We start from the raw sequence: 24,469 nt of genomic DNA, 5'->3' as shown, positions 1-24,469 counted from the left end.
CTTCGCTGACGGCGGCTCATCCCCATGCTGCGACAAGCGGTTTGCGATCTACTGGGTCCACGGACGCAGCATCGCCGTGAGCATCCGGCGGGTGTGTAGTCGCAAAGGCGGAAGCTGCGCTCGGCTGTGAGGCGCCTGTTGCAGATGTGTCTCTTCACGCGAGCCGCAAAGCCATCTACAGTTACGGTTTGCAAGCGCCGGCCACCTCGACAAATTCCGCCATGGCCTGGCCTACCTCAGTCCCGCCTGGATCGGAACCTACAAATCCGTCCGGGCCATGACGGAGGGCCTCAACGGCAGGATCAAGGGACACGACCTCGACCTCGACGATCCCAAGAACCGGCTCGCCCACGGACGCGTCGCCCAGACCATCCTGGTCGCGTTGCTGCCGCGGTCGCCAACGACCAGTTCCTCGATCAGTGGCGCCACATACACGAGCCCCAAGACGAGCCCGTCACCCTCGCCGAGACTCCGGCCGGGACCTTCGACGGCACACCACCCGCAGGCCAGAGTCGGCCACCACCCACCCCATGAGCGCAAAACCCGCCACCTGGCCGCAGCACCCAGCCCACCGTCGGCTTCGCCATGCCCAACGGCCGGTTCCTGGTCCTCCACCAGCGGCCTGACACCATCCGGGCCTTCCCAGGCGCCCGTTCCGCAGTTCCCAACCCAGGACGAACCCGATTCGAAAACCCCTGAAACGACAAGATCCCGCCCGATCTCAACGATCAGACGGGATCCCGTCGACTTCAGTCCGGCCGTTTCAAGAACGGCCCCGGGTGGAGATGAGGGGATTCGAACCCCTGACCCCTTCGATGCGAACGAAGTGCGCTACCGGACTGCGCTACATCCCCAAGGACTCGACTAGATTAGCAAACTTCCGAGAGTCCTCGCGCCACCCATTCAGTCCCCCACCGCCCGCTTGGGCGGTTCGGCGTACTGATCGAAGAGAACGTCCTGATGCATCGTCGTGAGATCGATGACCTCGGCCTCAGCCTCTACGACGGCCCGCCGCTGCTCCCGCAGCCGCCGGAGCCGCTCAGCGCGCGCCTGGTGGACCCGATCGCGGCGTTCCCTGTCCACCTGTACGGCAATGCGCAGAAACGCCATGTACGCCACCATGATGACCCCGGACGGCGCCACCCCCCACCACGGGATCACCTTCACCGCGGCGGTCACGACGGAGGCCAGCACCAGCAGGGCGGTGAAGAAGAGCAGGCGCCGGCGGCGGGCCACGATGATGGCGCGGCGCCGGAGGCGGAACTGGCGGACATCGACCTTCTCGACCTCCACCGGCGGCGCCTCGTCGTCCTCGTCGGAGTCGGGCGGAGCCAGGTTGTCGAGGTCGGGAAGCTGGTGCTCGCCGGTGTAATACTCTTCGAGCTCCGCCAGCTCGGCGAGGTTGGCCTTGTCCTTGCGCAGCCACATCGGGATGAGGACGCACAGCCACATGACGACGATGGCCAGATAGAGGAGGACGCTGCTCACGACCACCTCCAGGCAGCACGAAGACGCGGATGTGCTCGTCGCGCCTTCAATATGCTCACGTCACGCACCGTAAGACCGCGTGTCACTGATTGACGAGCATTCGGTGCGGTGTGTCGCGAGATCGTCAAACCTCTTCGACGGGAGAACCCCCGCGAGCGGCTGACTCACGCGCGCGACGCCACTGCACGAGCAGCCCGCCGGGAACATCCTCAACGGTCAGCGCATAGCAAATGTGATCGCGCCAGGCTCCGTCGATGTGAAGTTGGCGACGCCGAATGCCTTCTTCCCTGAATCCCAGCTTCTCAACCACTCTACGGCTGGCTTGGTTCTCGGGGCGGATGTTCGCTTCCAGCCGATGCAAACCGGTGGTGAAAAAGCAGTGGTCAACGGCCATGGCGAGCGCGGTGGGGGTGATCCCTTTGCCGGCCAGCGCCCCATCGACCCAGTAGCCGACCTGGGCAGAACGGGCAGAGCCCCACACAATGGCGCCCACGGTCAACTGCCCCGCGAACCGGCCGTCGTACGTCACCACCCACGGCAGCGCCAGCCCTTGCCGTGCCTCGCGGCGGAGGGCGCCGACCATCGAGATGTACGGCCCCAGCCCGGTCCTGAACAGCGGGGTCTCAGGATTGCTCGGCTCCCACGGACGTAGCCAGTCGGCGTTGCGCAGCCTGGTCTCGCGCCACACGCGTACGTCGCTCAGCCGCAGCGGCCGGAGGCCTACCGGACCTTCATTCAGGGTCACCGGCCAGCCACGAAGTCGATCCACATCTCTCATCATCCCCCTATCGGGCACGATGTCGCCACGGATCAAGGAGGGCGATCGGATTCGCCGTCAACGCGGGTGATCGCCTCCCCTGATTTGATCAACGGCGTGCCTCAGAATCGGAGCCAGTACGGCCACGCCATCACGCACGCCGCCGGACGAACCGGGCAGATTAACGATCAAGGTGTTGCCCGCCTGCCCCGCCAGACCGCGAGACAGCACGGAGGTCGGCACTTTTTCGCGATTTGCCAACCGGATGGCCTCCGCAATACCCGGAATTTCCCGGGAAATTACCCGGGACGTCACCTCCGGCGTCAAATCCATCGGTGTCAGCCCGGTCCCCCCGGTGGTGACGATGACGTCGTAATCCTGTGCCACCCCGTCACGGAGCGCACCCTCGACCGGCTCGCCGTCCGCCACCACGACGGGGCCGTCGACGACCTCGCAACCGGCCTCCCGCCGGAGCAGATCGGCGAGCAACGGCCCCGATTTATCCTCATAAATCCCCGCCGACGCCCGGTTGGACACCGTAATAACCAACGCCCGCATCACGCCCGGCTCCTGTCTGCCTCTCCAACCACCCCGGTCAGGCCGCAACCTCCGGCCCTGCTCCAACCGCCCCGGTCAGGCCGCAAGCCTCCGACCCGCTCCAACCACCCCGGTCAGGCCGCAACCTCCGGCCCCACTCCCGACCACCCCGGTCAGGCCCATCATGCCCGACCACCAGCGGCCCCGCAGCCGTGGTGAATCGCGCTTTTCCCGCCCAGGTGCCTCAAGCCTGATCGCGCGCCCACCGCCCCGTCTTCCCGCCCAGCTTCTCCTCCACCCGCACGTCAGTGATCACCGCACCCGGATCCACAGCCTTGACCATGTCGATCAGCGCCAGCGCCGCCACCGACACCGCGGTCAACGCCTCCATCTCGACCCCGGTACGGTCGGCCGTCTTGACCCGGCACGTGATCCCCACCCCCCAGTCCTCGACCTCGAGGGTCACCTTCACCCCGTGCAACGCGATGGGATGACAGAGCGGGATCAGATCGGGCGTACGTTTCGCCCCCATGATCCCCGCGATCCGCGCCACCCCCAGCGCATCGCCCTTGGGCACCTCCCCCGACCGCAGCAACGCCACGGTCTCGGCCGACAGCAGCACCCGCCCTGTGGCCGTGGCGCTGCGGGCCGAGACGTCCTTGGCCGACACGTCGACCATGCGCGCCGCCCCGGTCTCATCGATGTGCGTCAGCTCGCTCACAGCCGGACCACCTCCACAGAAGCCCCCGCCTCCACCTCGGTCACATCCTCCGGCACCACGATGAGCGCGTTCGCCGAGGCCAGCGCGGCAAGCTGGTGCGACCCCTGCCCGTGCGCGGGCGACACCGTGCCGTCGGCCGCCAGCACTCCGCGCAGGTACGACCGCCGCCCGAACGGCGACCGCAACGGCCCGGTGGTCCGCGCGGTGACCGTCTCCGGCATCCCGCCGGGCAACCCGCGCATCTTGTCGAGCGCAGGCCGTACGAACAGCATGAACGATACGAAGGACGACACCGGATTCCCGGGAAGCGCGAAGATCGGCACCTGGTCGTCCCCCAGGACTCCGAACCCCTGCGGCATCCCCGGCTGCATCGCCACCTTCTCGAACCGGACAGTGCCCAGCGGCGACAGCGCCTCCTTGACCGGCTCGTACGCGCCCATCGACACCCCGCCGCTGGTGATGATCGCGTCGGCGCGCACCAGGTGCGTGTCCAGCCGATCGAGCAGGATGCCCGGATCATCCCCGACGGACCCGGCACGGAACCCGTCGGCTCCCACCTCGCGCACGGCCGCCGTCAGGGTGTAGCTGTTGGAATCCCAGATCTGGCCGGGCTGGAGGGTGCCGCCCGGCTCGATCAGCTCGGCGCCGGTGGAGATCACGACGACCCTGGGTCGCGGCCGCGCCCAGACGCGCCGCCGCCCCACCCCGGCGATGATCCCGAGCTGCGCGGGCCCGATCACGGTGCCGGCCTTGAGCACGACCTCGCCGGTCTGCACGTCTTCTCCGGCCCGCCTGATCGCGTTGCCGGCCTCGGCGCGGCGATCGATGCGTACGGAGACGGTGCCGCCGTCGGTCCACTCGACCGGCACCACGGCATCGGCCCCGGCGGGCAGCGGAGCGCCGGTCATGATGCGTACGGCGTGCCCCGGCCCCACGGCCCGCAACTCCAGCGACCCGGCCGCCACATCGTCGATCACCGGCAAGGTGACCGGAATCTCCGACAAGTCCTCGGCCCGGACGGCGTACCCGTCCATGGCCGAGTTGTCGAACGGTGGCAGCGGCACCGGTGAGGACACGTCCTCGGCCAGCGTCGTCCCCAGAGTCTGCTCCAGCTCCAGCTCAAGGGGGGCCAGCGGACGTACAGTGGCCAGGATCTCGGCCAGATGCGCGTCAACTGATTTCATCAAGGAACTCCCGCAGCCACGGCACGAACTCCGGCGCCAGATCCTGACGATCCGCCGCGAACTTCACCACAGTCCGCAAGTAGTCGAGCTTGTCGCCCGTGTCGTAACGCCGCCCCCTGAACAGCACGCCGTGCACCGGCCCGCCCTCCTCGGAGCCGCGCGAGGCGAGCGTCCGCAGCGCGTCGGTGAGCTGGATCTCCCCGCCGCGCCCCGGCGGCGTCTTCTCCAGCACCTCGAAGACCGCCGGATCGATCACGTACCGCCCGATGATCGCCCAGTTGGAGGGCGCCTCGTCGGCCGGCGGCTTCTCCACGAGGTCCGTCACGCGGACGACGTCCTCCTCGGCGGTCGCCTCGATGGTGGCCACGCCGTACAGCGAGACCTGCTCCTTCGGCACCTCCATCAGCGCGATCACGCTCCCGCCGAACGTGTCACGCACCTCGATCATGCGCCGCAGCAGGTGGTCACGATGGTCGATCAGGTCGTCACCGAGCAGGCAGGCGAAAGGATGATCACCAACGTGGTGCTTGGCACAGAGCACCGCATGGCCGAGCCCCTTCGGCTCGCCCTGCCGTACATAATGCAGGGTCGCCAGCGAGGCGGGCTCGCGAACCTGGGACAGCCGATGCTCGTCGCCCTTGGCCTCAAGGGCCTCTTCCAGCTCGAACGCCCGGTCGAAATGGTCCTCGATGGAGCGTTTGTTCTTGCCGGTGACCATGAGGACATCGAGGAGCCCAGCGGAGGCGGCCTCCTCGACGACATACTGGATCGCGGGCTTGTCGACGATGGGCAACATCTCCTTGGGTGTCGCCTTGGTCGCCGGGAGGAACCGGGTGCCCAGACCCGCGGCGGGCACGACGGCTTTCGTCACAGGGTCGAAGTCAGCCATGAGTAGACCCTAGTGGAGGGACCTGTGGACAAGCTGAACCTGCGCCGCGAGCTGAGCGCGGCGCGTACCTCCCTCTCCCCCGAGCAACTGCGCGCAAACGCCATCAAGGTTCGCGAAAACCTGCTCGAACAGCCCTGGGCCCAGATGGCCGGGCTGGTGGCTTGTTACTGGTCAACGGGGTCGGAGCCGGAGACGCACGGGCTGGTGTTCGCTCTCTGGAAACATGGGGCCACAGTTATCCTCCCGGTCCTCCGTGACGACAATGACCTGGATTGGGCGGTGTACGACGGGCCGGACACCCTCGCCCCCGGCCGCTTCGGGATCATGGAACCGGTGGACACCCGCCGCGGCGTGGACGCCGTGCGCACGGCCGCCCTCGTGATCGTGCCCGCCCTGGCGGTGGACCGGCGGACGGGGATCCGCCTGGGCCGCGGCGGCGGCTCCTACGACCGGGCCCTCGCCCGCGTCGGCCCGAACGTGCCCACCGTGGCGTTGCTGCACGACGGCGAACTGATCGACGATGTCCCATCGGAGCCGCACGACCGCACGGTCCGCTATGCCATGACGCCCGCCGGACTCACTAGGCTGATGTGAACGCAGGTACGAGAGAGGAGCCAGATGACGCTTGATCTCTGGCTCCTCGTCGGTGCCGCGATCGTCATCGCGGCCATCGCCTCCGTACGGCTGGCGCATCGCACCGGTCTGCCCAGTCTGCTGATATTTCTCGGCTTCGGGCTGGCTGTGGGGCCTTCGGGGTTCGGAATTCCGTTCGAGAGCCCGCAGCTCGCCCAGCAGATCGGCCTGTCGGCGCTCGCGGTGATCCTCGCCGAAGGCGGTCTGACCACGAACTGGTCCCATGTGCGGCGTTCCGTCCCCTTGGCCCTGGTGATGGCGACCGTGGGCGTGACGGTCAGCATCGTCGTGTTGGCACTGCTCGTCCAGGGGATACTCGGCCTCGACGGCACCACGGCGCTGATCCTCGGCGCGGTGCTGGCCTCCACCGACGCCGCGGCGGTCTTCTCCGTGCTGCGCAGGCTGCCGCTGCCGCCGCGCCTGGCGGGAGTGCTGGAGGCGGAGTCCGGCTTCAACGACGCCCCGACGGTCATCGCGGTGGTCCTGCTCAGCGGCGCGTCCGGCTCCCACGCGACGCTCGGAACGTTCCTGTTGGAGACGTCCGTCGAGCTGATCATCGGCGCGGCCGTCGGGCTCGCCGTCGGCCCCACGGGCGCGTACGCCCTGCGCCGCGTCGCCCTGCCCGCGTCCGGTCTGTACCCGATCGCCGTACTGGCGCTCACCTTCGTCTCGTACGGCGGCGCGGTGCTGCTGCACGGCTCCGGCTTCCTGGCCATCTACCTGACGGCGCTCATCCTGGGCAACTCCCGCCTGCCCCACCGGGCGGCGACCAGGGGTTTCGCGGAGGGCGCCGCGTGGCTGGCGCAGATCGGCCTGTTCGTCATGCTCGGCATGCTGGCCGACGTGGACGAGATGCCGTCCGCCATCGTGCCCGGCCTGATCATTGGCACGATCCTGGTGCTCCTGGCCCGTCCGCTCTCCGTGGTGGTCAGTTCGGCGCTGGCCTGGGCCCTGCGGCTGGGCTGGGTGAACTGGCGTGACCAGGCGTTCCTGTCGTGGGCCGGACTGCGCGGCGCGATTCCGATCGTGCTGGCGACCATCCCCTGGGCGGCCGGCGTCGAAGGCTCCAAGGACCTCTTCAACCAGGTCTTCGTGATCGTCATCGTGTTCACCCTGCTCCAGGGGCCGACTCTGCCGCTCACGGCGCGCGTCCTCGGGGTGTCCGCGCCCGGCGAGGCCCACGACCTCTCCGTGGAATCGGCTCCGCTGGAGGAGCTCAAGGCCGACCTGCTGCAGGTCAAGGTGCCGCCGGGCTCCCGCCTGCACGGCGTGGAGATCTTCGAGCTCCGCCTGCCCGCCGGCGCCCAGGTCACTCTCGTCGTACGCGACGGCAAGTCCTTCGTGCCCGCCTCCACCACCCGCATCCGTGCGGACGACCAGCTTCTCGTGGTCACCACCGCCTCCTGCCGTGAGCAGGTCGAACGCCGCCTGCGCGCGGTCAGCCGCAGCGGGAAGCTGGCCGGATGGTACGGAGAGCGGGGGTTGGAATAGGTGTTTGACCCGATCGGTTACCATTAGCAGTCGCATCGCTCGAGTGCTAGAGCTTGTTTAAGGAGGAGCGCGTGCCGACGTATCAGTACGCCTGCAACGACTGCGGTGAGCAGCTCGAGGTCGTCCAGAAGTTCACCGACGATGCGTTGACGGTCTGCCCGAACTGCCAGGGCAACCTGCGGAAGGTGTTCTCCGCGGTCGGCATCGTGTTCAAGGGCTCTGGTTTCTACAAGACCGACAACCGTTCGTCGTCCTCGACCTCGTCGTCCTCGACCTCTTCTTCGTCCTCGTCGAAGTCGGGGGAGAGCAAGTCGTCCGACTCGAGCTCGTCGAGCTCGTCGTCCAGCTCGACCACGTCGCCCGCGCCGGCCGCCGCGTCCAGCTGATCCGCACGGCTCCCGCTCGACGCGGAGCCGTGCCCCATGAGCCATCCCGCCGCCCCGGCGGGCGTTTAGTCGTGCCGCTGCCCCAGCGGGCGTCAAGGTGTGCCGCCGCCCCGGTGGGCGTGCGGCACCCGTCCAGCACGTACGGCGTGCTGCGGTTCGAGATGTGCCACCACCGCTTCGAACGGCTGTAGCTACCGGCGCCCAGCCCGCATCACCAGCGACGCCACACCGCAGCCCGCACTCCCCGGGCCGCCCGGCATGCCACAGCACGCGGTGCCCACTCCGAGCCACCACCGCCCCAGGACACGACCCGGCACCACCGGCAGAAGCACGCCGCGGCATACAGTGCTGAGCCCGCGCCACCGCCGCCCGCCCCGCGCACATTCATCTCGCGCCACGGATAGCAGTCAGGGCAACGTGCTGCTCAGCAGCACGTGCAGCCAGCACTTGGCGCTTAACCCATCACGTGGCGGCTCAGCCATCGCGTCGCGTTCAGCTCGTACTCAGCCATCACGTCGCGCTCAGCCATCACGTCGTACTCGGCCATCACGTCGTACTCGGCCTCACCCGCGACCAGCACGGCATCCGGCACGCCGGCTAAGGCACGCTGCGGCATGCGCGGCCAAGCCCACACCACCGCCGCCCCGCACCACGACCACGCGCACCCCACGCCCGGCGGACATCCGGCCGACGCCCCAGCGCGACATGCGTTAGCGTGCCCCACCCCAGGCACCCCACCCCAGGCACCCCACCCCAGGCACCCCACCCCAGGCACTCCGCACCAGCAACCACACGCACCCCACACCCCGCCGACGCCCAACAGGACACGCGACAGCGCACCCAGCCGACGCCCCAACACGACATGCGACAGCACACCTCACCCAAGGCACTCGCACGGCCTGATACCCCACCTCCCTCAAGCCCGTACGACACCGGGAGAAGCCTCTACGCCCCCATCAGCGGCCACCTCTAAGGAGGCCGATCAACCGGCGCCCCGAGCAGCTCCGGTGCGACCCGATCAACAAGCCGTTCAAGCTGCGGATCCGGCCCCCAATCAGCCACCAACCGCCTGAACCCCTCACACGCACACCGCAGAAGCCGTACAGCCGCCTCCTCCCCCTCCTCCGTGAGCCGCAACAGGTCTCCATCGTCCGACCGCCGCACCAGCCCCACCGCCACGAGCTGATCAACGTACGGCCGCCCGTACTCCCTGCTCACCTCGGCCCGTTCGGCGAGGTCCTCAGCCCTCACCCACCCCTCCCCGCCCAACCTGGCGAGCACCCACACCCCCTGCGGCGAAATCCCCTCCAACCCGGCCACCACCCCGAGCCGGTCGTAATACCCCCGCCGCAGTTCCGCATCGGCCATCCGCACCAGCCCTCGCTCGACCTCGGCCAGCGACGACCGCTCCGCGGACGTGGCCCCCAGCCCCTCACCCAGATCCGCCGCCTTCGTCGTCTCCCTGAGCCGCGTCTGCGGTATGAGCCAGCTGAGCAGGAACGCCCCGCACATCACGGGTGCCGCCACCCGGAAGACCGCCGCGATCGCATCCGCGTACACATGCAGAAACCCCTGCGCCAGCCCTCGCGGCAACCGCTGGATGACAGTCGGATCCTCCTGAATCCTCCCCGGATCGAACCCGGGCGGCAGCCGCGCGCCACGCAGCACCTCCCGCAGGTCGTCGTTCAAGGTGGCCGCGAACACCGACCCCAGGGTCGCCACCCCGAACGACCCCCCGATCGACCGGAAGAACGTGGCCCCGGACGTGGCCACGCCGAGATCCTTGAAGTCGACCGCGTTCTGCACCACGATCACCAGCACCTGCATGGTCATCCCCAGCCCCACCCCGAGAACCAGCAGGTAGGCCCCCATCGCGAGCAGACTGCTCCCCTCCGTTAGGGTCGCAAGCAGGAACATCCCCACGGTGGCCACAGCCGTCCCCGCGATGGGCAGGAACCGATATTTCCCGGTCTTGGAGATGATCTGCCCGCTCACGATCGACATGGTGAGCATCCCGGCCATCATCGGCAGCAGGTACACCCCCGACAACGTCGGGCTGACCCCATGCACCACCTGCAGGAACAGCGGCAGGTACGTGAGCGCCCCGAACATCCCGAACCCCACCACGAACCCGACCACCGACGACATCGCGAACGCCCGCACCCGGAACAGCCCGAGCGGCAGCACCGGCTCGGCCGCCCGCCGTGCGACGAGCACCCACCCGGCCAGCAGGGCCACCGCCGCCCCTGCCAATCCCAGGATGACCGGATCGGTCCACGCGTACGTCGTGCCGCCCCAGGTCGTCATCAGCACCAGGCACGACGTCGCCGCGCCGAGCAGCACCACACCCGCGTAGTCGATCGTATGCTTGGTACGCGTGTCGTCCCCCGGCAGCACCGCGACGACCACGAACAGCGCCACCGCTCCCAGCGGCAAGTTGATGTAGAACACCCAGTGCCACGACAAGTGGTCGACGAACACCCCGCCGAGCAACGGCCCCACAATGCTGGACACGGCGAAGACCGCCCCGAAGAAGCCCTGGTAGCGCCCCCTCTCCCGCGCGGAGACGACATCCCCCACGATCGCCTGGGCCAGCACCATCAGCCCGCCCCCGCCAAGCCCCTGAACGGCACGGAAGGCGATGAGCTCCCCCATGTTCTGACTCAGCCCGCAAAGCGCCGATCCCGCCAGGAAGATGCAGATGGCCCCGATGAACAGCTTCTTGCGCCCGTACTGATCGCCGAGTTTCCCCCAGAGCGGCGTGGAGACGGTCGAGGCCAGCAGGTAACCCGTCACGACCCATGACAGTCGCTCCAGCCCGCCGAGGTCACTCACGATCGTCGGCAGGGCCGTGGACACGATCGTCTGATCGAGCGCCGCCAGCAGCATGCCGAGCATGAGCGCGAGGATGATGAGCCCGAGGCCCTGTTGCCGCATGCGGCGATCCTACTCTTCGTACTGGTGTGCCCACTCCCTGCAACCGAGTTATCCACAGCCACCCGCCACGCGCCCCGGTTATCCACAGAACGCCGTTCGCGTTCACCCCGCCCACCACCGCTCCGGCTACTCTCTGCGCCATGGTCACTCGCGCAGATATCGGCGTTATCGGCGGTTCAGGCTTTTACTCCCTGCTCGACGACGCAGAGGAGATCGAGCTCGCCACTCCCTACGGCCCCCCGAGCGATGTCGTCACGGTCGGGCGCATCGGCTCGCGTTCCGTGGCGTTCATCCCCAGACACGGGCGAGATCACCGCTTCCCGCCGCACCGCATCCCCTATCGTGCCAACCTCTGGGCACTGCGTTCGCTCGGCGTGCGCCAGGTGGTCGCGCCCAGCGCCGTAGGTTCACTGAGAGCCGAGTACGGCCCCGGCGCCATCGTCGTCCCCGACCAGCTCGTCGACCGCACCTCCGGACGCCCTCAGACCTATTACGACGTCGACGGCGCGGTCCACGTCTCCTTCGCCGACCCGTACTGCCCGACGGGCCGCTCCACGGCCGTGGCGGCGGCCCGCGCCGGCGACTGGCAAACGGTGGACGGCGGCACCTTGGTGGTCATCGAGGGCCCGCGCTTCTCGACCCGGGCGGAGTCGCAGTGGTTCGCGGGCAACGGCTGGTCCATCGTGGGCATGACCGGCTTCCCCGAGGCGATATTGGCCCGTGAGCTGGCGCTCTGCTACACGTCCATCTCCCTCGTGACCGATCACGACGCCGGCGTGGAAGCCGGTCAGGGCGTGACCCACGACGAGGTGCTGGAGTTCTTCGCCCAGAATGTCACCCGCATGCGCACCCTGGTCGCGGAGACCGTCCAGTCCCTGCCGGAAGAACGCACCTGCCCCTGCGGCTCGGCCCTGGACGGCATCAAGCTGCCCTTCGAGTTGCCGTGATCCAGTCCTGGCTCTCACGCCACGGCCGTCGCCGCCGCCTCGTAGCGGCGGCACTCGCCGCCGTCTCGGTCATCGCGGCCTTCGTCGCCACCCGCCCCACCGGCTTCGCCCCCACGGTCCTGGTGGCCTCCCGCGACCTGTCCCCCGGCCCTCTCAACCCGGCCGACTTCCACCCGGCAGCCCTCGCCCCGCCACCCGCAGGAGCAGTACGCACGATCCCGGCGGGCCAGACCCTGGCCACCCCCATGCGCAAGGGCGAGCCACTCACCGACGTCCGCCTGCTCGCCTCCTACCGCCTTCCGCCGGGCCTGGTCGCCACCCCCGTACGCATCGCCGACGCCGCCGCGGCGGCCCTCATCTCCCCCGGCTCCACGATCACCCTCCTGGCCGCCTACGACCAGGGCGCCCCGGCCCGCCAGCTCGCCCAGGACACCACGGTCCTGTCGATCCCGAACCCACCGGTAAGGACAACTCACGACACAGGCGACGGCACGTTGATCGTGCTGGCCACAACCCCCACCCAAGCAGCCGATCTGGCGACGGCCCAAGCCCACGCCCGCCTGTCGATCACCATCAGAACTAACTTACCGTAATCATTCGGCTACGATTCCTTGCCGTGAACGGATTCAAGAAGTTCCTCATGCAAGGGAACGTCATCGACCTGGCCGTGGCGGTGGTCATCGGGGCGGCCTTCAACGCGATCGTGCAGTCGTTCGTGGCCGACCTGCTCACCCCGCTGATCTCCGCGTTCGGCGGCCTGCCCGACTTCTCCTCGCTCAAGGTGACGGTCGGCCAGTCCAACTTCATGTACGGCAACTTCGTCAACGCGGTCATCTCGTTCCTGATGGTCGCCGCGGTGATCTACTTCCTGGTGGTGAAGCCGTACACACACCTCAAGGAGCGCGCCGCCGCGAAGATCGAGTCGAAGACCCGCGACTGCCCCGAGTGCCTGTCGGAGATCCCCAAGCCCGCCTCCCGCTGCGCCTTCTGCAGCGCGGAAGTGGCCCCGGCGATCTGAGCGGAATCCCTCAGAGAAGCTCGTCGATCTTGGGGTCGTACTCCCAGTGCCAGGGCTCGAACGGGCTGCTGTAGGCCCAGGAGGGGTGGAACCACCCGTACCGCTTGGAGTTCTTCTCCATCCACACGAACTCCGCGGACCCGGACCTCTCCACCCCGCCACACAGGTCCACAGCCAGCCCGAGCCCGTGGTTGCTCCGCCCAGGCACCGCAGCGAACCCAGGCCGCCGATAGTAGATCGACTGCTGCTCGGCCAGGCTCCGGTACGCGTCGGTCACGCACATCGGCTTCCCGAACCGCTGCCGATAAGCCTCGTTCAAACTCACGAATGCGATGGTGGCATCGGCCCTCAGACTGAACCCCTTCTGCTGCAACGGACAGAGCATGCCCTTGGGAATCAGCCCGTTGGGGTACTGATCGGCCGTAGCAGCCCGAAGCGGATTGCATCCGAGCGCCGCCCGCCCCACCTTGTCGATCTTGATCCCCAGCTTCACCAGCGCCGCCGTCAGCGACTTCACGATCTTGTCCGACCGTTGCCGCAGGGTGTCGACCTCAGCGGCCAGCTGCGCCTCGGCCAGCAAGTTCCCCGCCCGCAGTTCCTGCGCCTCACCGGCCAGCCGCTCGGCCTCCTTGTACAAGGCGCTCGTCTGCTCAACGGCCTGCTGCCGCACGGCCACGATCTGGTTCGCGTCCATCAGCGCGCGCAGCGTCTTCTCATCCGCGCTCCCGGACAGGTACGGCACGATCCCCCCGGCCATGAACGGCTGCTGATACAGCAGCTCGGCCATCTGGGACACCGGCTGCCGCATCACGGCCAGCCGCCGTTCGAGGTCCTGCAGCGCGGTGAGCTTGCTCTTGAGCTCCTTCTCGGATGCCGCGATGTCGGCCCGCCGCTTCTCCAGGGCCTTGGTGGCGTCCTCGAGCTCCTTGGCCGACCGCTCGGCCTCTTTCCGCAGCTCACTCAGATTGGACGGATCCCGCCGCACGCCTTCCAGCTGAACCCGAGCCTGTGCCTGCGCAGGGATGCCCCGCAAGGGCACGAGAAGAGAAGCCACCGCCATGACAACCGCGATCAGACCCGCTGATCGAGGGGCTGGCACGTTCGACTCCTCCGTTTGCAATCTCGTTACCCTGGTCAGGCACGCACGTTACTACAGCCCCCCGAGTGCCCGGACCGAACTCCGAAGAGCTGTTATGAGACAAATAACCCACTTTGCGCAGCGAACCCCGCCCCGCACACCCCTCACCCAGCACCCCCGCCAAGACCACCCCTCTCAGCAGCAGCACAACCCCATCCCCTGACCCCACCTACGAGCTCCGCAGCACACCGACACAAACAACCCACACAGATCAGTACGCCCGCCCCTCACCTCCGGTTCAGATCCCAGGCAGCCAGCTGTCAACAGCCCCCTCCTGCTCCCGATCCCGGCACAACTCCCACAACCAGGTATCCACCCACTCCCCCGGACACCCGCCCTGAGTCTGCACAGGCGCCGGCGTAACAGGCTCCTCCTCGACGACCTCCGGAGCCCTCTCCTCACCCCTCACCCTCGGCACCCGCTCAGGCACCTCACGCACAGGCGAAGGCATCGCCGCCGCATACCGCCGCTCAGGCCGAGCAGGCGCCGGCACCAACACAGGCTCGAACGCCAACCTCACTGCCCCACCCCCACCCCCACCAGCCTCGGCAACCCCTTCCTCAAACCCACGTATCTCCCCCGCCAGCAACCCTCCCGCAAGAATCGCCGGCGCCAGCAACGCCCCGAACAGCACAACGGGCCGCCGACGGGCCTGCGCGCATCGCCTCCTGGTCACAGCCCCAGACGGTATCCGGGCGCGATGAGCAAGAATCTGATCACTTGTCATGCCTTTACCGCAGCTCAGAGCACCCATAACCAACCCCGGGAAACTGGCGGCGGGGCCACGTCGCACACAGTGCCAAACTTTCGCTAGGCTTACGGGAGTCCGCCTCCGTAGCTCAGGGGATAGAGCACCGCTCTCCTAAAGCGGGTGCCGCAGGTTCGAATCCTGCCGGGGGCACGCTTCTCGACCAGGCATTTCGGCTTCTGACCTGCGGTTTCTTGGCCGCAGGTCTTTGCTTTCTAGACCCTGTATAGGTCACCAAGAGCACCCGTATGCAGCCGTAGGACCTTGATCAGGGGACATGCGGGGGATGATCTTGGTGACGTTTCCCCAGTCACGGTCCCTGGCGTTGACGACCTTCCGGCGTGGGTGCTCTCCGGACGCCCGCTGTTGTCCAGCTCGGACAGTAGAGGCTCAATCAACTCCCATGGTGCGTCGGTCAGTCCCAAGGCAGCGATCAGGGGATGACTACTATCAGCGCAGCGTCTTCTGGGCTCCCCTTGGTGATGACGATGTAAATGGGCAGCCCGGCCGAGGAGGTAGCAGCGTGCTCGCGCTGGATGAGCATGGCGGTGCTGGTGGCAACGGTTCCTGCCAGGTCGGCGACGCTGCCCAGCAGTGGCTGGATACGGGCTGCGGAGCGGAGGGCGACGAGGACGGCCCGATCCTTAGCCGAGCTGCGGGGTGATGAAACGCGATAGAATCGCCGCACGATTTGCTGGGAGATCGTACGGTGACCGCGCTTCCGAGGTGGTGGTACCGGTTTCACCACTCTCACCCCGGTGGCGCGCAGATGTAACGGCTGTAGCGCACGCGTGCTCAGCTCGACGCTCGCTGAGGGGACACGATGGCCGATATTTCAGGGCTACCCGAATTCTGGAAGGAGTTCAGTGCTCTGGAGCAGCAAGTTGACTACTTTGTGACTGCCCGGCTATTCGACGGAACACCTGCGGTGTGGCCTCAAGAGCTTAACTACATCAGATGGCGACATCTGGTTGCAACCGAACTAGGCGTGGACCCGATGGCCGTCCAGCTGGTCGGAAGCGCTCGCCTGGGTTACTCCATGAACCCGAAGAAGAACTTCAGAAAGTTCCACGAAGGCTCGGACTTAGACATCGCAGTGATCTCACCAGAACTGTTCGACAAGGCATGGGGTGAGCTCCGACAGTTAATCGAGGACGAGCTTTTCCCCAGAAATAAAAACTACCTGCGCAAGCTGGTTTTCGAGGAGTGCATCGCCCTCGACATCGTGCTGCCGCGACTGTCCTTCGGCGAGCAGTGGTCACGGTCTAGAGATCTCTTCATCCAGGATCTCGGTGACGCCTTCAGAAACTGCGAGATCAATTACAGGCTATACCGCAACCATGCGTCACTCAGAAGCTATCAGGTCAAGAGTGTGAACATAGCGCGCGATCGCGCGATCGAGGAAGGCGTACACCATGGCTGATCACGGACTCAAGTTCGAGATCGAGTCGAAGACGGTGGCGGAGTTCCGGTCGCTGGACAAGTCCGGCGAGCTGATCCTCCAGCCCGAGTACCAGCGCAAGGCCGTCTGGCCCGACCGCGCCAAGGTCTCCTTGATGGAGACCATACTCCTTGGGTATCCGATCCCTGAGATTTACCTCGCATACGAAACAACGCCGGAGGGAGAGCAGACCGCATCCGTTGTCGACGGCCAGCAGCGCCTCACCTCCTTGCTCGAGTTTCTGAACAACAGGTTTCCCCTGGACGGGCTGGAGGATGAAAAGCTACGCGAGAAGTTCGAGGGTAAGCTCTTTAAGGAGTTGCCCGACGATGTGCGTCAAGAGTTCTTCCAATACCGCTTCCCGATTCGGCGCCTATCCAACCTTGCCGACGAGTTTGTGCGCGCAGTTTTCGCGCGCGTCAACAGGGTCAACATGGTGCTGACGGAACAGGAACTCCGAAATGCTTTGCTGCCTGGTCCGTTCAACGACTTCCTCAAAGACTGTGTGGCTCACCCGATAAGCGAACTATCCGGCGTCTTCAGCGGTGAACGACGCAAACGAGGCGGTGATCTAGAGTTCTATGCCGAGGTCTTCGGCACTTGCATATTCGGCCTGTCAAATAAAAAGACCGAACTCAACGAACGCTACGATAAGATCTCCGCAGATTTCGAGGACTACCAGGATCGTTCGGCGGAGTTTCTCGAACTACTGACGGTTCTCAGCAGCACCATCAAGTGGGTTGGCCGAACCAGATGGTCGAACATCGTCGACATGTTCACGCTGCTACATGTCTCCTGGGGACTGCGCGAGGAGCTAGCAAACACCAACCCGGAACAGACTATGCAGCTTCGCGACCTTCTGGACCTGTTCCAGCGCGCCGTCTCTGCCAGGAAGCGCAGTGGCGAGAACGGTGAAGCTAATGGCCTATTGGTATCCCTTGCGACCATGGTCAACATGACGGCCGAGGAAGTCGATAAGGTAATCGAGCAGTATACATCGGGCATCCGAAACTCGTCCGACCTTGGCTCACGTCGAGTTCGCTCCCAGCAACTGACATTGCTTCTTTCAAGAAAGCTTAAGAGCTGACCGATTTTAGCTTGGGGCGGCCATCAGCGACATGGTCCACCAGCTCACCTGAAATGAGCCCGCGAGTAAGGCATTCCCCTGCGATTCATCCTCGGAGAAGAGATTTACAGAGGATAGCCCCCATCGAGTCGGTTGCGTCGCGCGCACTCTATGGGGCATGTCGTCAACCTGACCGGTCCCGTAGGGATCTCGGTGGGTGTCAAGGCCGAGCCGGCGGTAGATGGTCCATCAACGCATGCGGTATCCGCCTGCACAATCACCCTTGATGCCGCCGATCGCTCGCCGCCCGCGCGAACATCTATATGGAGATGCGGCACCTCAGCTCTCAAGAGCTGATCGGATGGTTGCGGGCATGGGCGCGTGCCGAGGCGCGAAGACCACTCAAGTACGGATGAAATCCGTGACTGCGATTCTGATCCAAGTTGAGGGGGAGATCCAGCCGAGCGATCAGCTCGGCCTCTCCCGTCCAGGGCTCGTCATGACGAACCCAGCACACACGGGCATACTCCGCCATCCAGTCCGTCAGTTCCTTCTCGCCGGCCTGGCCGAAGGTCAACCGCTTCCCGCTGCCCACCCGCCGGAGTTCGAGCCCGAGCAGGCAACCGAGGCTGAGGCGCAGAGTGGAGCCCTCAGCGTTGCCCCGGAAGTGATACCGCACCCTACTCCGGAGATTCTGCTTGCTGGCCCGGGTCACCATGCGTCGGGGAGCGATCCCCACGTAGAGAAGGTGATCGGCGGGCAGGCTTGGATGCGGAGGCTGGGCGAAGTACCACCCATAGATGCCCGCAGCGTTCGGCACAGGACTTGGGCGGGTGAGTACTTCGGCCGCTTCCCACAACCTGACCGGGTTGAGCAGCCCGAAAGTGTCCATGCTCGCCCTCCACTCTTGTCCGTGCAGGAAGGCTAGGCCACGCCACCGACAATACGGATGAAGGTGCGACAGCGCGTACCGGGCAGGTTTGAATTCTGTCCAGTCGCTCATGCCTACGTCTCTAGCAGCCCCGCGAGGAACTCTTGCGTCGCCGGGTCGACCGAGTACACAGCAGTGCCCATCATGCCGCGGGTCAGCAGCACCTTGTAGGTGTTGCGGATCAACTGGTCCGCCTGTTCGTCGCTGACTCCCCTCCGCATCAGCGCCGGATCCTTGCTGGCGCTCCGAACAGTGACCAACCTGCCGTCGCGATAGACGAGGTCCGGGCCGAAGATCACGCCGTTCCAGTCGTACTCGAAGCCCTGCGCGGTGTAGACACACCCCACCTGCTCGAAGCCACCGGGCGCCGAGGCCCACAAGGCGCTGGCCGGCGCGTTCCCCACGGCCCTGTCACCCTTGACGTTCCACGGCCGCGCCCAGTCACCGATTCGCACGTCGGCGACCAGGCTGTCATCCCCGCTCGGTGCGCTCCAAGGCCAGCAGAACCCCGCTGTGATCCGTGCTGAATATCCCTCCTGAAGTCGAGCTCGCAGCATGGCCTCCAACTCGTACGGGGAATCGGTGAGGGAGACAGCGAAGTGGTCGTCCCTCTTCCATACCTCTGGACCGTCGCCGTCCAAGCCCAGCAGGCGCAGCACCCACTCCTCGTACCTACGGCTCCCGCCGCAGCGGAATTGCGCGTCCAGATCAACCTGGTGCACAGCAAGGCCGAGGGAATGAGCGTAGTTGGTGATGTCGGCGACACGCCCCATCTCACCGGGCCGTACCACCTGATGCTCGTCCAGGAGGAAGACCGGCACTCTCGCTGCGTTGATCAGCTCATCCAGTTGCGGCCGGCCTGTTCGCTGGTCCGATCTGGTGAACCTGTTGGCCGAAGTCTCGCGAATGCGGTGAGCCTCGTCGCAGATCAGGACATCCAGATCGTTCGGCTTGGCGGTCATGAAGTTGTTGAAGTACTTGAACATCGCCTTCATCCGGCTCGACCCCTTGGCGACGACGCGCCTCATCGTCTCAGTGAAGGAGCGTGAACCGGTGGCGTGTAGGGCCGAGTAACCACGGTCGGAGAGCTCGCCCAGCAGGGACAGCGCGATGACGCTCTTACCGGAGCCAGGCCCGCCAGTGATGATCACCACCTGCTTCGAGTTGCCCGCGCGAGCCTTCTCAACCGCATGCAGGGCCATCTCGTAGGCCAAGCGCTGCTCGGCCAGTAGGACGAACTGGTCGCGATTCTTGATCTCTCCGGCAGCGGCCTTGAGTAGTTGCTTGGACGGACGAATGGAACTGGACAGCAGACGATCGGCCGCCGCGGCACCAGGCTCGGGCGCGAACTGCGCCTGCAGGTAGTCGACGAACTGACCTCGGCGCGTCTTGCTGAAGAGCCGGGTGCGTTCGTCCTCGACGTGGTCATAGAGATCGTGGATGTCCGGGTCGCTGGCGTTGTGCAGGTAGGCAACCCCACGTACCGCGTTCCGGTGTTGGTCCAGGGCTCCGACGAAGTCAGCCAGGTACTCGCAGTAGCCCCGCACCTGTACGACCGGGTGAAGTTTGGGTCGATGCCCCATACCGGACACCAGGACGAGATCCGCGTCCTCCTCGTACAGCTCGGCCTGGCTCCACTGCTTGAGCTCGACGATCAGGTAAGAGTCGGCTCCTGTGCGCCGGTCGCGTCCGGCAAGAATGACGTCCGCCCGCTTGCTGGTCAACGGCAGTTGGTACTCGATGAGCATCTCGACGCCACCCAGCCCCGCTTCGACCAGATCTCGGGCCAGGATCGGGATGCTCCGGTCCCAGGACCTGCGTTCCCCCCTCCCCGGATTGATGCCTTGGGTAGCGCGCAGGTTCTCAGCGATTACCTCACTGAGGACACGTTCGGGCACCGACTCAGACACCAACTGCACAATGCTTTCCGCCGAGTGCCGGAAAACGGCCACGGATGTACCCCCAGGCAGCACGAAAGACTCGTGCGGTATGGGGGCCTGTCCGCCATCGAAGCGGAAGCCCGTCGGGCCGCATCACCGATACGTCCAGAAGATTACCGGGATCTTCCCTCAGTCCGGTCACGGATGAGCCATCGAAAGCCCGAACCGGCGCGCCCAGCAACTCTCAATGCAATCCGCCGATCGTGATCGCTAGAGCTAGCGCGAAAATTCGAAAGGGTAGTCCGAGTACGTAGCAGATCACGAACGGCCTGTTGTCGACGAGATGTTCGCACCTAAAGTGTCATCGTGCAGCGACTCACCCTCTTTGACCTCGATAGGACGCTCATTGACCTCAATGACGCGTTCTTGCGGTGGGCCGAGGAGTTCGCTGAGCGACATCGCTTGAACCATGAGGACCTGGCCTGGCTCGTCGGCCTGGACCAAGGCGTCCACCCACATCGAGAGGTCTTCTTCCAAACGGTACGCGAGCACTTCGCACTGGCGACACCGGTCGAGGAGCTGTGGGCTGGTTACCGTCGGCGGATGCCGTACCTCGTGCAGTGTTACCCAGGCGTCCTGTCGGGATTGGGAGAGCTGCGGACCGCGGGGTGGCGCGTCGGGATCGTCACCAATGGCATGGCAGACAACCAGCTCGGCAAGCTCCGCCGAACCGGCCTGGCTGACGTGGTCGACGGCTATGCCGTGTCAGGGGTCGAGGGCATTCGGAAGCCGGACGCTCGTCTCTTCCAGATCGCCGCTCAGCGGTGCGGAGCCAGCCTCACCGAGGGCGGTTGGATGGTGGGAGACAACCTCGTCGCGGACATCGCAGGTGCTCAGGCCGCGGGCCTACGCGGGATCTGGGTGGATCACGGGACGTGGTCAGGGCACGAACATCGGGCCGACCACGTGGTAGCGGACGTAACCGAGGCCATCGCCTTCATGAGTGATACGCACCAGCCGGGATGAATGTTGAGCTCATGCCATATGAGTAGTTCGGCTCGACGGCACCACGACGGCCCTTTATCGTCACATTGATCCCATAGATAGCCGTCCTCAAGGTCCAAAGGATCCAGGATGATGGCGACCCAGGAACAAATCGCCACCGCGCGACGCACGATCGAGCAGTTACGCGACCAGCACGCCAACGACGTGCGCAAGCTCATCGGCCTGCTCGAAGACGGCGCGATGAAGGGCAAGGCCGCCGACAAGCTGCTCAAGGACTGCCAGGCATGGGAGGCGGCGTACCGAGGCGTCTTCAACCGAGCCCTTGCACTGGTCGAGTCCGTACGTCCCGACCCGGCCAAGCCAGCAGACCCTGTAGGACTGTGGCCACCACCCCTGAATCTGCAGGGGAAGGCCGGCGGATGAGCCCAGCTCCGAACCGGATCGGCATCGACCCAGCGCTGATGACTCAGCTCATCAGCGAGTTCAAGCGCCTCAATCGAGCATGGCCGGACGCGGATGCGCAGATCGCCAGGGCGCTCAGCTCGATCGGCACCAGCATGACCGGACCAGGCCTGCTCAGGGACGTCGCTTCCCAGATCGCCCAGCACATCCCCGACCTCCAACGCCGCCTGGACCTCATCATCTCCACCCAGAAGATCGGTCTGGACAAGGGCGTCGTCTGGGCGGACGAGACGCTCTGGGTCTCCAGCTCACCGGCAAGCGGCGCCGCAGCGGCCAAGACCGTGGCCGGCCAGCTTCGCAAGGCGGTCGAGGACGTTGCCAACGGCCGGGGGGCGCTCTCCAAAGAGACCTTGGACCTGCTGGAACGGCACCAGCACGATCCCTACTTCGCCGTCGCTCTCGCCAAGGAGATACCGCCGAAGGAGTTGAAGGCGCTCCTGGAACGTCTCTACCTGGCGCACCGAGGATCCTTGGGAGACGACTGGGCGAAGCCGTCATCTTCCTCCGTGATGGACCGCCTGGCGCGAGCTCTCAGCGTGACGTTGGGAACGGCCTCGCGCGGAGTCGGCGACATGAAACTCCCCAAGACGTACGTCGACGAGCTGATCGCTACCGACGACGATCCGATGAGCGGCCGCATGGTCGACGAGCTCCTGCGCTACGGCACCTTCGACGACGCGTTCCTGCGCGAGGTCGCCAACAAGGTCTTCGACAACGCGCAGAAACCGGCATCCGAGCAGCAGGACATCATCAAGTTCGGGCCCGGCCTCGCAGCCGCCCTGGCGAACAACGCCAGGGTCGCCCAAGACTTCTTCACCGACCCTGTACGCAAGCCCCTGTCCTTCCTGATGCGAGACAACTTCTGGGGCAGCGGCAACGGTGAACTCGGCCGGGCCATCGAGGCAGCCACCACGAGGTTCCGCGACCACGGCCAGCCGCCCGGGAGTTCACGCGGGTACAAGTCGGCTTTGATTGCGTCCTGGGCGGCCCACTTCTGGTCTGACCCGCGAGCGCAGGCCAACCTTCCCGATACCAAGCAGAACGCTGCCCGCGTGTTCTCTGCCTACATGGGCGACGTTCATCGAGCGGCTATCTCCGATTTCCCGGAGCCGATGGGTGTGAATCCGCAGCCGGACTCTGACCCGAACCTCCCTGGCAAGCAGCCTCACGGAGCCATGTTCGACGGCGGCGCCGTCAAGAACGTGATGACGTGGGCCTTCAAGGATCCACAAGCGCTGAAAATCGCAGTCGAGGGACACGGCGAGTACAGCACGAAGGTGCTGGACGCCCAGGGCAAGGCGATCCGCGATACGGTCAACGCCGAATTCGCCGAGTGGCAGAGCACCCATCCGGACGCATCGAAAGAGGAGCAGGCGACACATCGCCAGAAGCTACTTATCGACAACATGAACAGCAATCCTGGAAAACTATTCAATGCTCAGGCGAGCGCCCTCGGCAAGTCGCTCCACCTCATAGTCGACGCCGGAAACTTGACCAACATTAACGAGGCAGACCAGAAAGATCAGAAGAGCGAAGCATTCAAGGATGGCGTATCCAGAACACTCAAGCTGGTACTTACTCCAGCCGGAGACTGGGTCGTTGCCGGCTACGAGTACCTCGAAGGCCCTGTTAGCGACAGCATCAAGCACACCGAGGGCAAGGCCGCACGCAGCCAGGGAGAGGAAACCCTCCGTGAAAGCCAGCGCCTCTTCAAAGACCTGACAGCTAATGTGATGATGCGGTACGGACTGTTCGGTGACGAATCAGCCAAAGGGTCCGCACATCCTCACGCATCCGAGAACTACGCTGAGCGGTCTGGTGGCGACTTCCTTGTCAATGGCCGGATCATCCCTCGTGACCAGATGACTTGGCAACAGAGGATTGCCTACGATGAGTGGCTGAAGAGCTCTCCGGCCGCCGCCGTCTTCCGTGAGGTCGACCGGGCAGTCTGGGAGGGATTCCAGCTAGACGTCCCTCCGTATCCGGAGGCAGAGGAATGAGAAACTGGTCGGCTCCCGCCTTGTTGGCTGTCATCCTCATCTCTGTGGCAGGGTGTTCATCGCCTCCCCCTGCGGATCGCCGCCCGCTCGGCAGTGTGACGACACCGCCTGTGGAATGCGGCCTGCTTTCCAACCAGGCCATTGGCCGGGCCATCGGGTTAAGCGACTTCTACGCGAGCGGGTCAACCTCGGCGAACGACTTCTCGCATTGCGTCGTCAGCAAATCTCCCAGCATCAGGGACAAGGCGTCGATGACCGTCGAGCTACAGGATCCCTTTCCTTCGACTTTGCAGAGTCTAGAGAACGGGAAAGCAAGGGATAGGGGCGTAGCTCTACCCAGCGGTGTCGGTCCAGGCTACAGCGCGTCGATAAAAGATACAGACGGAAACATCGTTGGGGCCAAGGCCTTTGCCTGGACGCAGGACGGCACCAAGATGCTGGCCATCCAGATCGTCAAGGGGGCACCGGGGCGGGATCATCAAGCCGATGCCGTCGAGTTCGCTCGCCAGCTCCGCCCCCTTCTCCTGACCTCGGCCCCGCAACAACCGCGCTAACCGTAGAGAAGGTGGCACGCCCGATTTCGGATTCGGAACTCGGGACGGGAAGGCGGGAACAGTTCGTCACATGCCGCGATGCTCTCCAGCAGCTCCGGGTTCATGTCTCTGGGGCGTGGCTCGTAGTTCCGCCTCCTCTTCGTGCGATCGGCAGGAACCACGGTCTTCATGGGCGGGACCAGCGGCCCAGTTCGATGACGATGGCGCGGCGTAGCTGACGGCGCTGGTCGCAGGTGGGGCCTCGGCGATTGCGCCT

Annotated in this window: 24 protein-coding genes, 2 tRNA genes and 1 pseudogene; 14 read left to right on the top strand and 13 right to left on the bottom strand. The window is 65.7% G+C overall.

The window, feature by feature from the left end; genetic code table 11:
• Positions 1-780 precede the first annotated feature (780 nt).
• The 7 genes from HD593_RS03430 to galU form a co-directional block, all read right to left on the bottom strand.
• Positions 781-854: transfer RNA gene (locus tag HD593_RS03430), tRNA-Ala, on the bottom strand.
• Between the two features lie 49 nt (positions 855-903).
• Entirely contained in the window at positions 904-1,488 is a 585-nt protein-coding gene (gene sepX, locus HD593_RS03425; protein WP_185100675.1) for a divisome protein SepX/GlpR, read from the bottom strand.
• Between the two features lie 124 nt (positions 1,489-1,612).
• Positions 1,613-2,266, bottom strand: a complete 654-nt coding sequence (locus tag HD593_RS03420; RefSeq protein ID WP_185111629.1) for a GNAT family N-acetyltransferase — start codon at positions 2,264-2,266, stop codon at positions 1,613-1,615.
• A 57-nt stretch (positions 2,267-2,323) separates the two neighbouring features.
• Positions 2,324-2,803 carry a MogA/MoaB family molybdenum cofactor biosynthesis protein gene (locus tag HD593_RS03415; RefSeq protein ID WP_185111628.1) on the bottom strand — a complete coding sequence of 160 codons (480 nt, stop codon included), beginning with the start codon at positions 2,801-2,803 and terminating at the stop codon, positions 2,324-2,326.
• Between the two features lie 223 nt (positions 2,804-3,026).
• Complete coding sequence (gene moaC / locus HD593_RS03410; protein ID WP_185100674.1) at positions 3,027-3,503, bottom strand: cyclic pyranopterin monophosphate synthase MoaC; 477 nt, start codon at positions 3,501-3,503, stop codon at positions 3,027-3,029.
• Entirely contained in the window at positions 3,500-4,687 is a 1,188-nt protein-coding gene (gene glp / locus HD593_RS03405) for a molybdotransferase-like divisome protein Glp (protein WP_185100673.1), read from the bottom strand. Before glp ends, moaC begins: the two co-directional genes overlap by 4 nt.
• Positions 4,674-5,576 carry a UTP--glucose-1-phosphate uridylyltransferase GalU gene (gene galU / locus HD593_RS03400; RefSeq protein WP_185100672.1) on the bottom strand — a complete coding sequence of 301 codons (903 nt, stop codon included), beginning with the start codon at positions 5,574-5,576 and terminating at the stop codon, positions 4,674-4,676. The genes glp and galU overlap by 14 nt, the downstream gene beginning before the upstream one ends.
• Before the next feature lie 24 nt (positions 5,577-5,600).
• Here galU and HD593_RS03395 point away from each other — a divergent pair, with 24 nt between their 5' ends.
• The 3 genes and pseudogenes from HD593_RS03395 to HD593_RS61055 all read left to right on the top strand — a co-directional run.
• Positions 5,601-6,170, top strand: a complete 570-nt coding sequence (locus HD593_RS03395; RefSeq protein WP_185100671.1) for a 5-formyltetrahydrofolate cyclo-ligase — start codon at positions 5,601-5,603, stop codon at positions 6,168-6,170.
• A 24-nt stretch (positions 6,171-6,194) separates the two neighbouring features.
• Positions 6,195-7,700, top strand: coding sequence for a potassium/proton antiporter (locus tag HD593_RS03390; RefSeq protein ID WP_185100670.1), 1,506 nt, complete (start codon positions 6,195-6,197; stop codon positions 7,698-7,700).
• 71 nt (positions 7,701-7,771) lie between these two features.
• Positions 7,772-7,864: pseudogene (locus tag HD593_RS61055) on the top strand (FmdB family zinc ribbon protein); the annotation flags it as partial.
• Between the two features lie 62 nt (positions 7,865-7,926).
• Here HD593_RS61055 and HD593_RS61050 read toward each other — a convergent pair.
• Positions 7,927-8,124: a hypothetical protein gene (locus tag HD593_RS61050; protein WP_246549834.1), complete on the bottom strand. Its 198-nt coding sequence runs from the start codon at positions 8,122-8,124 to the stop codon at positions 7,927-7,929.
• Here HD593_RS61050 and HD593_RS03380 point away from each other — a divergent pair.
• On the top strand, positions 8,116-8,277 hold the full coding sequence (locus HD593_RS03380; RefSeq protein WP_185100668.1) for a hypothetical protein: 162 nt from the start codon (positions 8,116-8,118) through the stop codon (positions 8,275-8,277). The genes HD593_RS61050 and HD593_RS03380 overlap by 9 nt on opposite strands.
• A gap of 263 nt (positions 8,278-8,540) precedes the next feature.
• On the opposite strand, the gene HD593_RS03375 is transcribed toward HD593_RS03380, so the two are convergent.
• Complete coding sequence (locus HD593_RS03375; RefSeq protein WP_185100667.1) at positions 8,541-8,702, bottom strand: hypothetical protein; 162 nt, start codon at positions 8,700-8,702, stop codon at positions 8,541-8,543.
• 353 nt (positions 8,703-9,055) lie between these two features.
• The gene (locus tag HD593_RS03370; protein ID WP_185100666.1) at positions 9,056-11,023 is read right to left on the bottom strand and encodes an MFS transporter; all 1,968 of its coding nucleotides are present in this window, start codon (positions 11,021-11,023) and stop codon (positions 9,056-9,058) included.
• A 140-nt stretch (positions 11,024-11,163) separates the two neighbouring features.
• Here HD593_RS03370 and HD593_RS03365 point away from each other — a divergent pair, with 140 nt between their 5' ends.
• The 3 genes from HD593_RS03365 to mscL are packed head-to-tail and all read left to right on the top strand — an operon-like array spanning position 11,164 to position 12,988.
• On the top strand, positions 11,164-11,970 hold the full coding sequence (locus HD593_RS03365; protein WP_185100665.1) for an S-methyl-5'-thioadenosine phosphorylase: 807 nt from the start codon (positions 11,164-11,166) through the stop codon (positions 11,968-11,970).
• Entirely contained in the window at positions 11,967-12,563 is a 597-nt protein-coding gene (locus HD593_RS03360; RefSeq protein WP_312903329.1) for an RcpC/CpaB family pilus assembly protein, read from the top strand. The genes HD593_RS03365 and HD593_RS03360 overlap by 4 nt, the downstream gene beginning before the upstream one ends.
• Before the next feature lie 23 nt (positions 12,564-12,586).
• Positions 12,587-12,988, top strand: a complete 402-nt coding sequence (gene mscL / locus HD593_RS03355) for a large conductance mechanosensitive channel protein MscL (RefSeq protein WP_185100664.1) — start codon at positions 12,587-12,589, stop codon at positions 12,986-12,988.
• A 10-nt stretch (positions 12,989-12,998) separates the two neighbouring features.
• Here mscL and HD593_RS03350 read toward each other — a convergent pair whose 3' ends face one another.
• Positions 12,999-14,087: a D-alanyl-D-alanine carboxypeptidase family protein gene (locus tag HD593_RS03350; RefSeq protein ID WP_312903328.1), complete on the bottom strand. Its 1,089-nt coding sequence runs from the start codon at positions 14,085-14,087 to the stop codon at positions 12,999-13,001.
• A gap of 867 nt (positions 14,088-14,954) precedes the next feature.
• Here HD593_RS03350 and HD593_RS03345 point away from each other — a divergent pair.
• From HD593_RS03345 to HD593_RS03335, 3 genes are all read left to right on the top strand, one after another.
• A tRNA-Arg gene (locus HD593_RS03345) sits at positions 14,955-15,027 on the top strand.
• Positions 15,028-15,697: 670 nt separating this feature from the next.
• Positions 15,698-16,297: a hypothetical protein gene (locus HD593_RS03340; protein ID WP_185100662.1), complete on the top strand. Its 600-nt coding sequence runs from the start codon at positions 15,698-15,700 to the stop codon at positions 16,295-16,297.
• Positions 16,290-17,402, top strand: a complete 1,113-nt coding sequence (locus tag HD593_RS03335) for a DUF262 domain-containing protein (protein WP_185100661.1) — start codon at positions 16,290-16,292, stop codon at positions 17,400-17,402. Before HD593_RS03340 ends, HD593_RS03335 begins: the two co-directional genes overlap by 8 nt.
• Positions 17,403-17,727: 325 nt before the next feature.
• On the opposite strand, the gene HD593_RS03330 is transcribed toward HD593_RS03335, so the two are convergent.
• Positions 17,728-18,273, bottom strand: a complete 546-nt coding sequence (locus HD593_RS03330) for a GIY-YIG nuclease family protein (protein ID WP_185100660.1) — start codon at positions 18,271-18,273, stop codon at positions 17,728-17,730.
• Between the two features lie 113 nt (positions 18,274-18,386).
• Positions 18,387-20,222 carry a DUF2075 domain-containing protein gene (locus tag HD593_RS03325; RefSeq protein ID WP_312903327.1) on the bottom strand — a complete coding sequence of 612 codons (1,836 nt, stop codon included), beginning with the start codon at positions 20,220-20,222 and terminating at the stop codon, positions 18,387-18,389.
• A 336-nt stretch (positions 20,223-20,558) separates the two neighbouring features.
• On the opposite strand from HD593_RS03325, the gene HD593_RS03320 reads away from it, so the two are divergent.
• The 4 genes from HD593_RS03320 (at position 20,559) to HD593_RS03305 (ending at position 24,213) form a co-directional block, all read left to right on the top strand.
• Entirely contained in the window at positions 20,559-21,218 is a 660-nt protein-coding gene (locus tag HD593_RS03320; RefSeq protein WP_185100658.1) for an HAD family hydrolase, read from the top strand.
• Positions 21,219-21,326: 108 nt separating this feature from the next.
• Positions 21,327-21,620, top strand: a complete 294-nt coding sequence (locus tag HD593_RS03315; protein WP_185100657.1) for a hypothetical protein — start codon at positions 21,327-21,329, stop codon at positions 21,618-21,620.
• Positions 21,617-23,659: a hypothetical protein gene (locus tag HD593_RS03310; protein ID WP_185100656.1), complete on the top strand. Its 2,043-nt coding sequence runs from the start codon at positions 21,617-21,619 to the stop codon at positions 23,657-23,659. Before HD593_RS03315 ends, HD593_RS03310 begins: the two co-directional genes overlap by 4 nt.
• Positions 23,656-24,213 carry a hypothetical protein gene (locus HD593_RS03305; protein ID WP_185100655.1) on the top strand — a complete coding sequence of 186 codons (558 nt, stop codon included), beginning with the start codon at positions 23,656-23,658 and terminating at the stop codon, positions 24,211-24,213. The genes HD593_RS03310 and HD593_RS03305 overlap by 4 nt, the downstream gene beginning before the upstream one ends.
• The last annotated feature ends 256 nt before the right edge of the window (positions 24,214-24,469 follow it).

It is taken from the genome of Nonomuraea rubra, assembly GCF_014207985.1.
Classification (GTDB): Bacteria; Actinomycetota; Actinomycetes; order Streptosporangiales; family Streptosporangiaceae; genus Nonomuraea; species Nonomuraea rubra.
The sequence above is the reverse complement of the archived record's forward strand: the minus strand, read 5'-3'. Positions and strand labels throughout refer to the sequence as shown.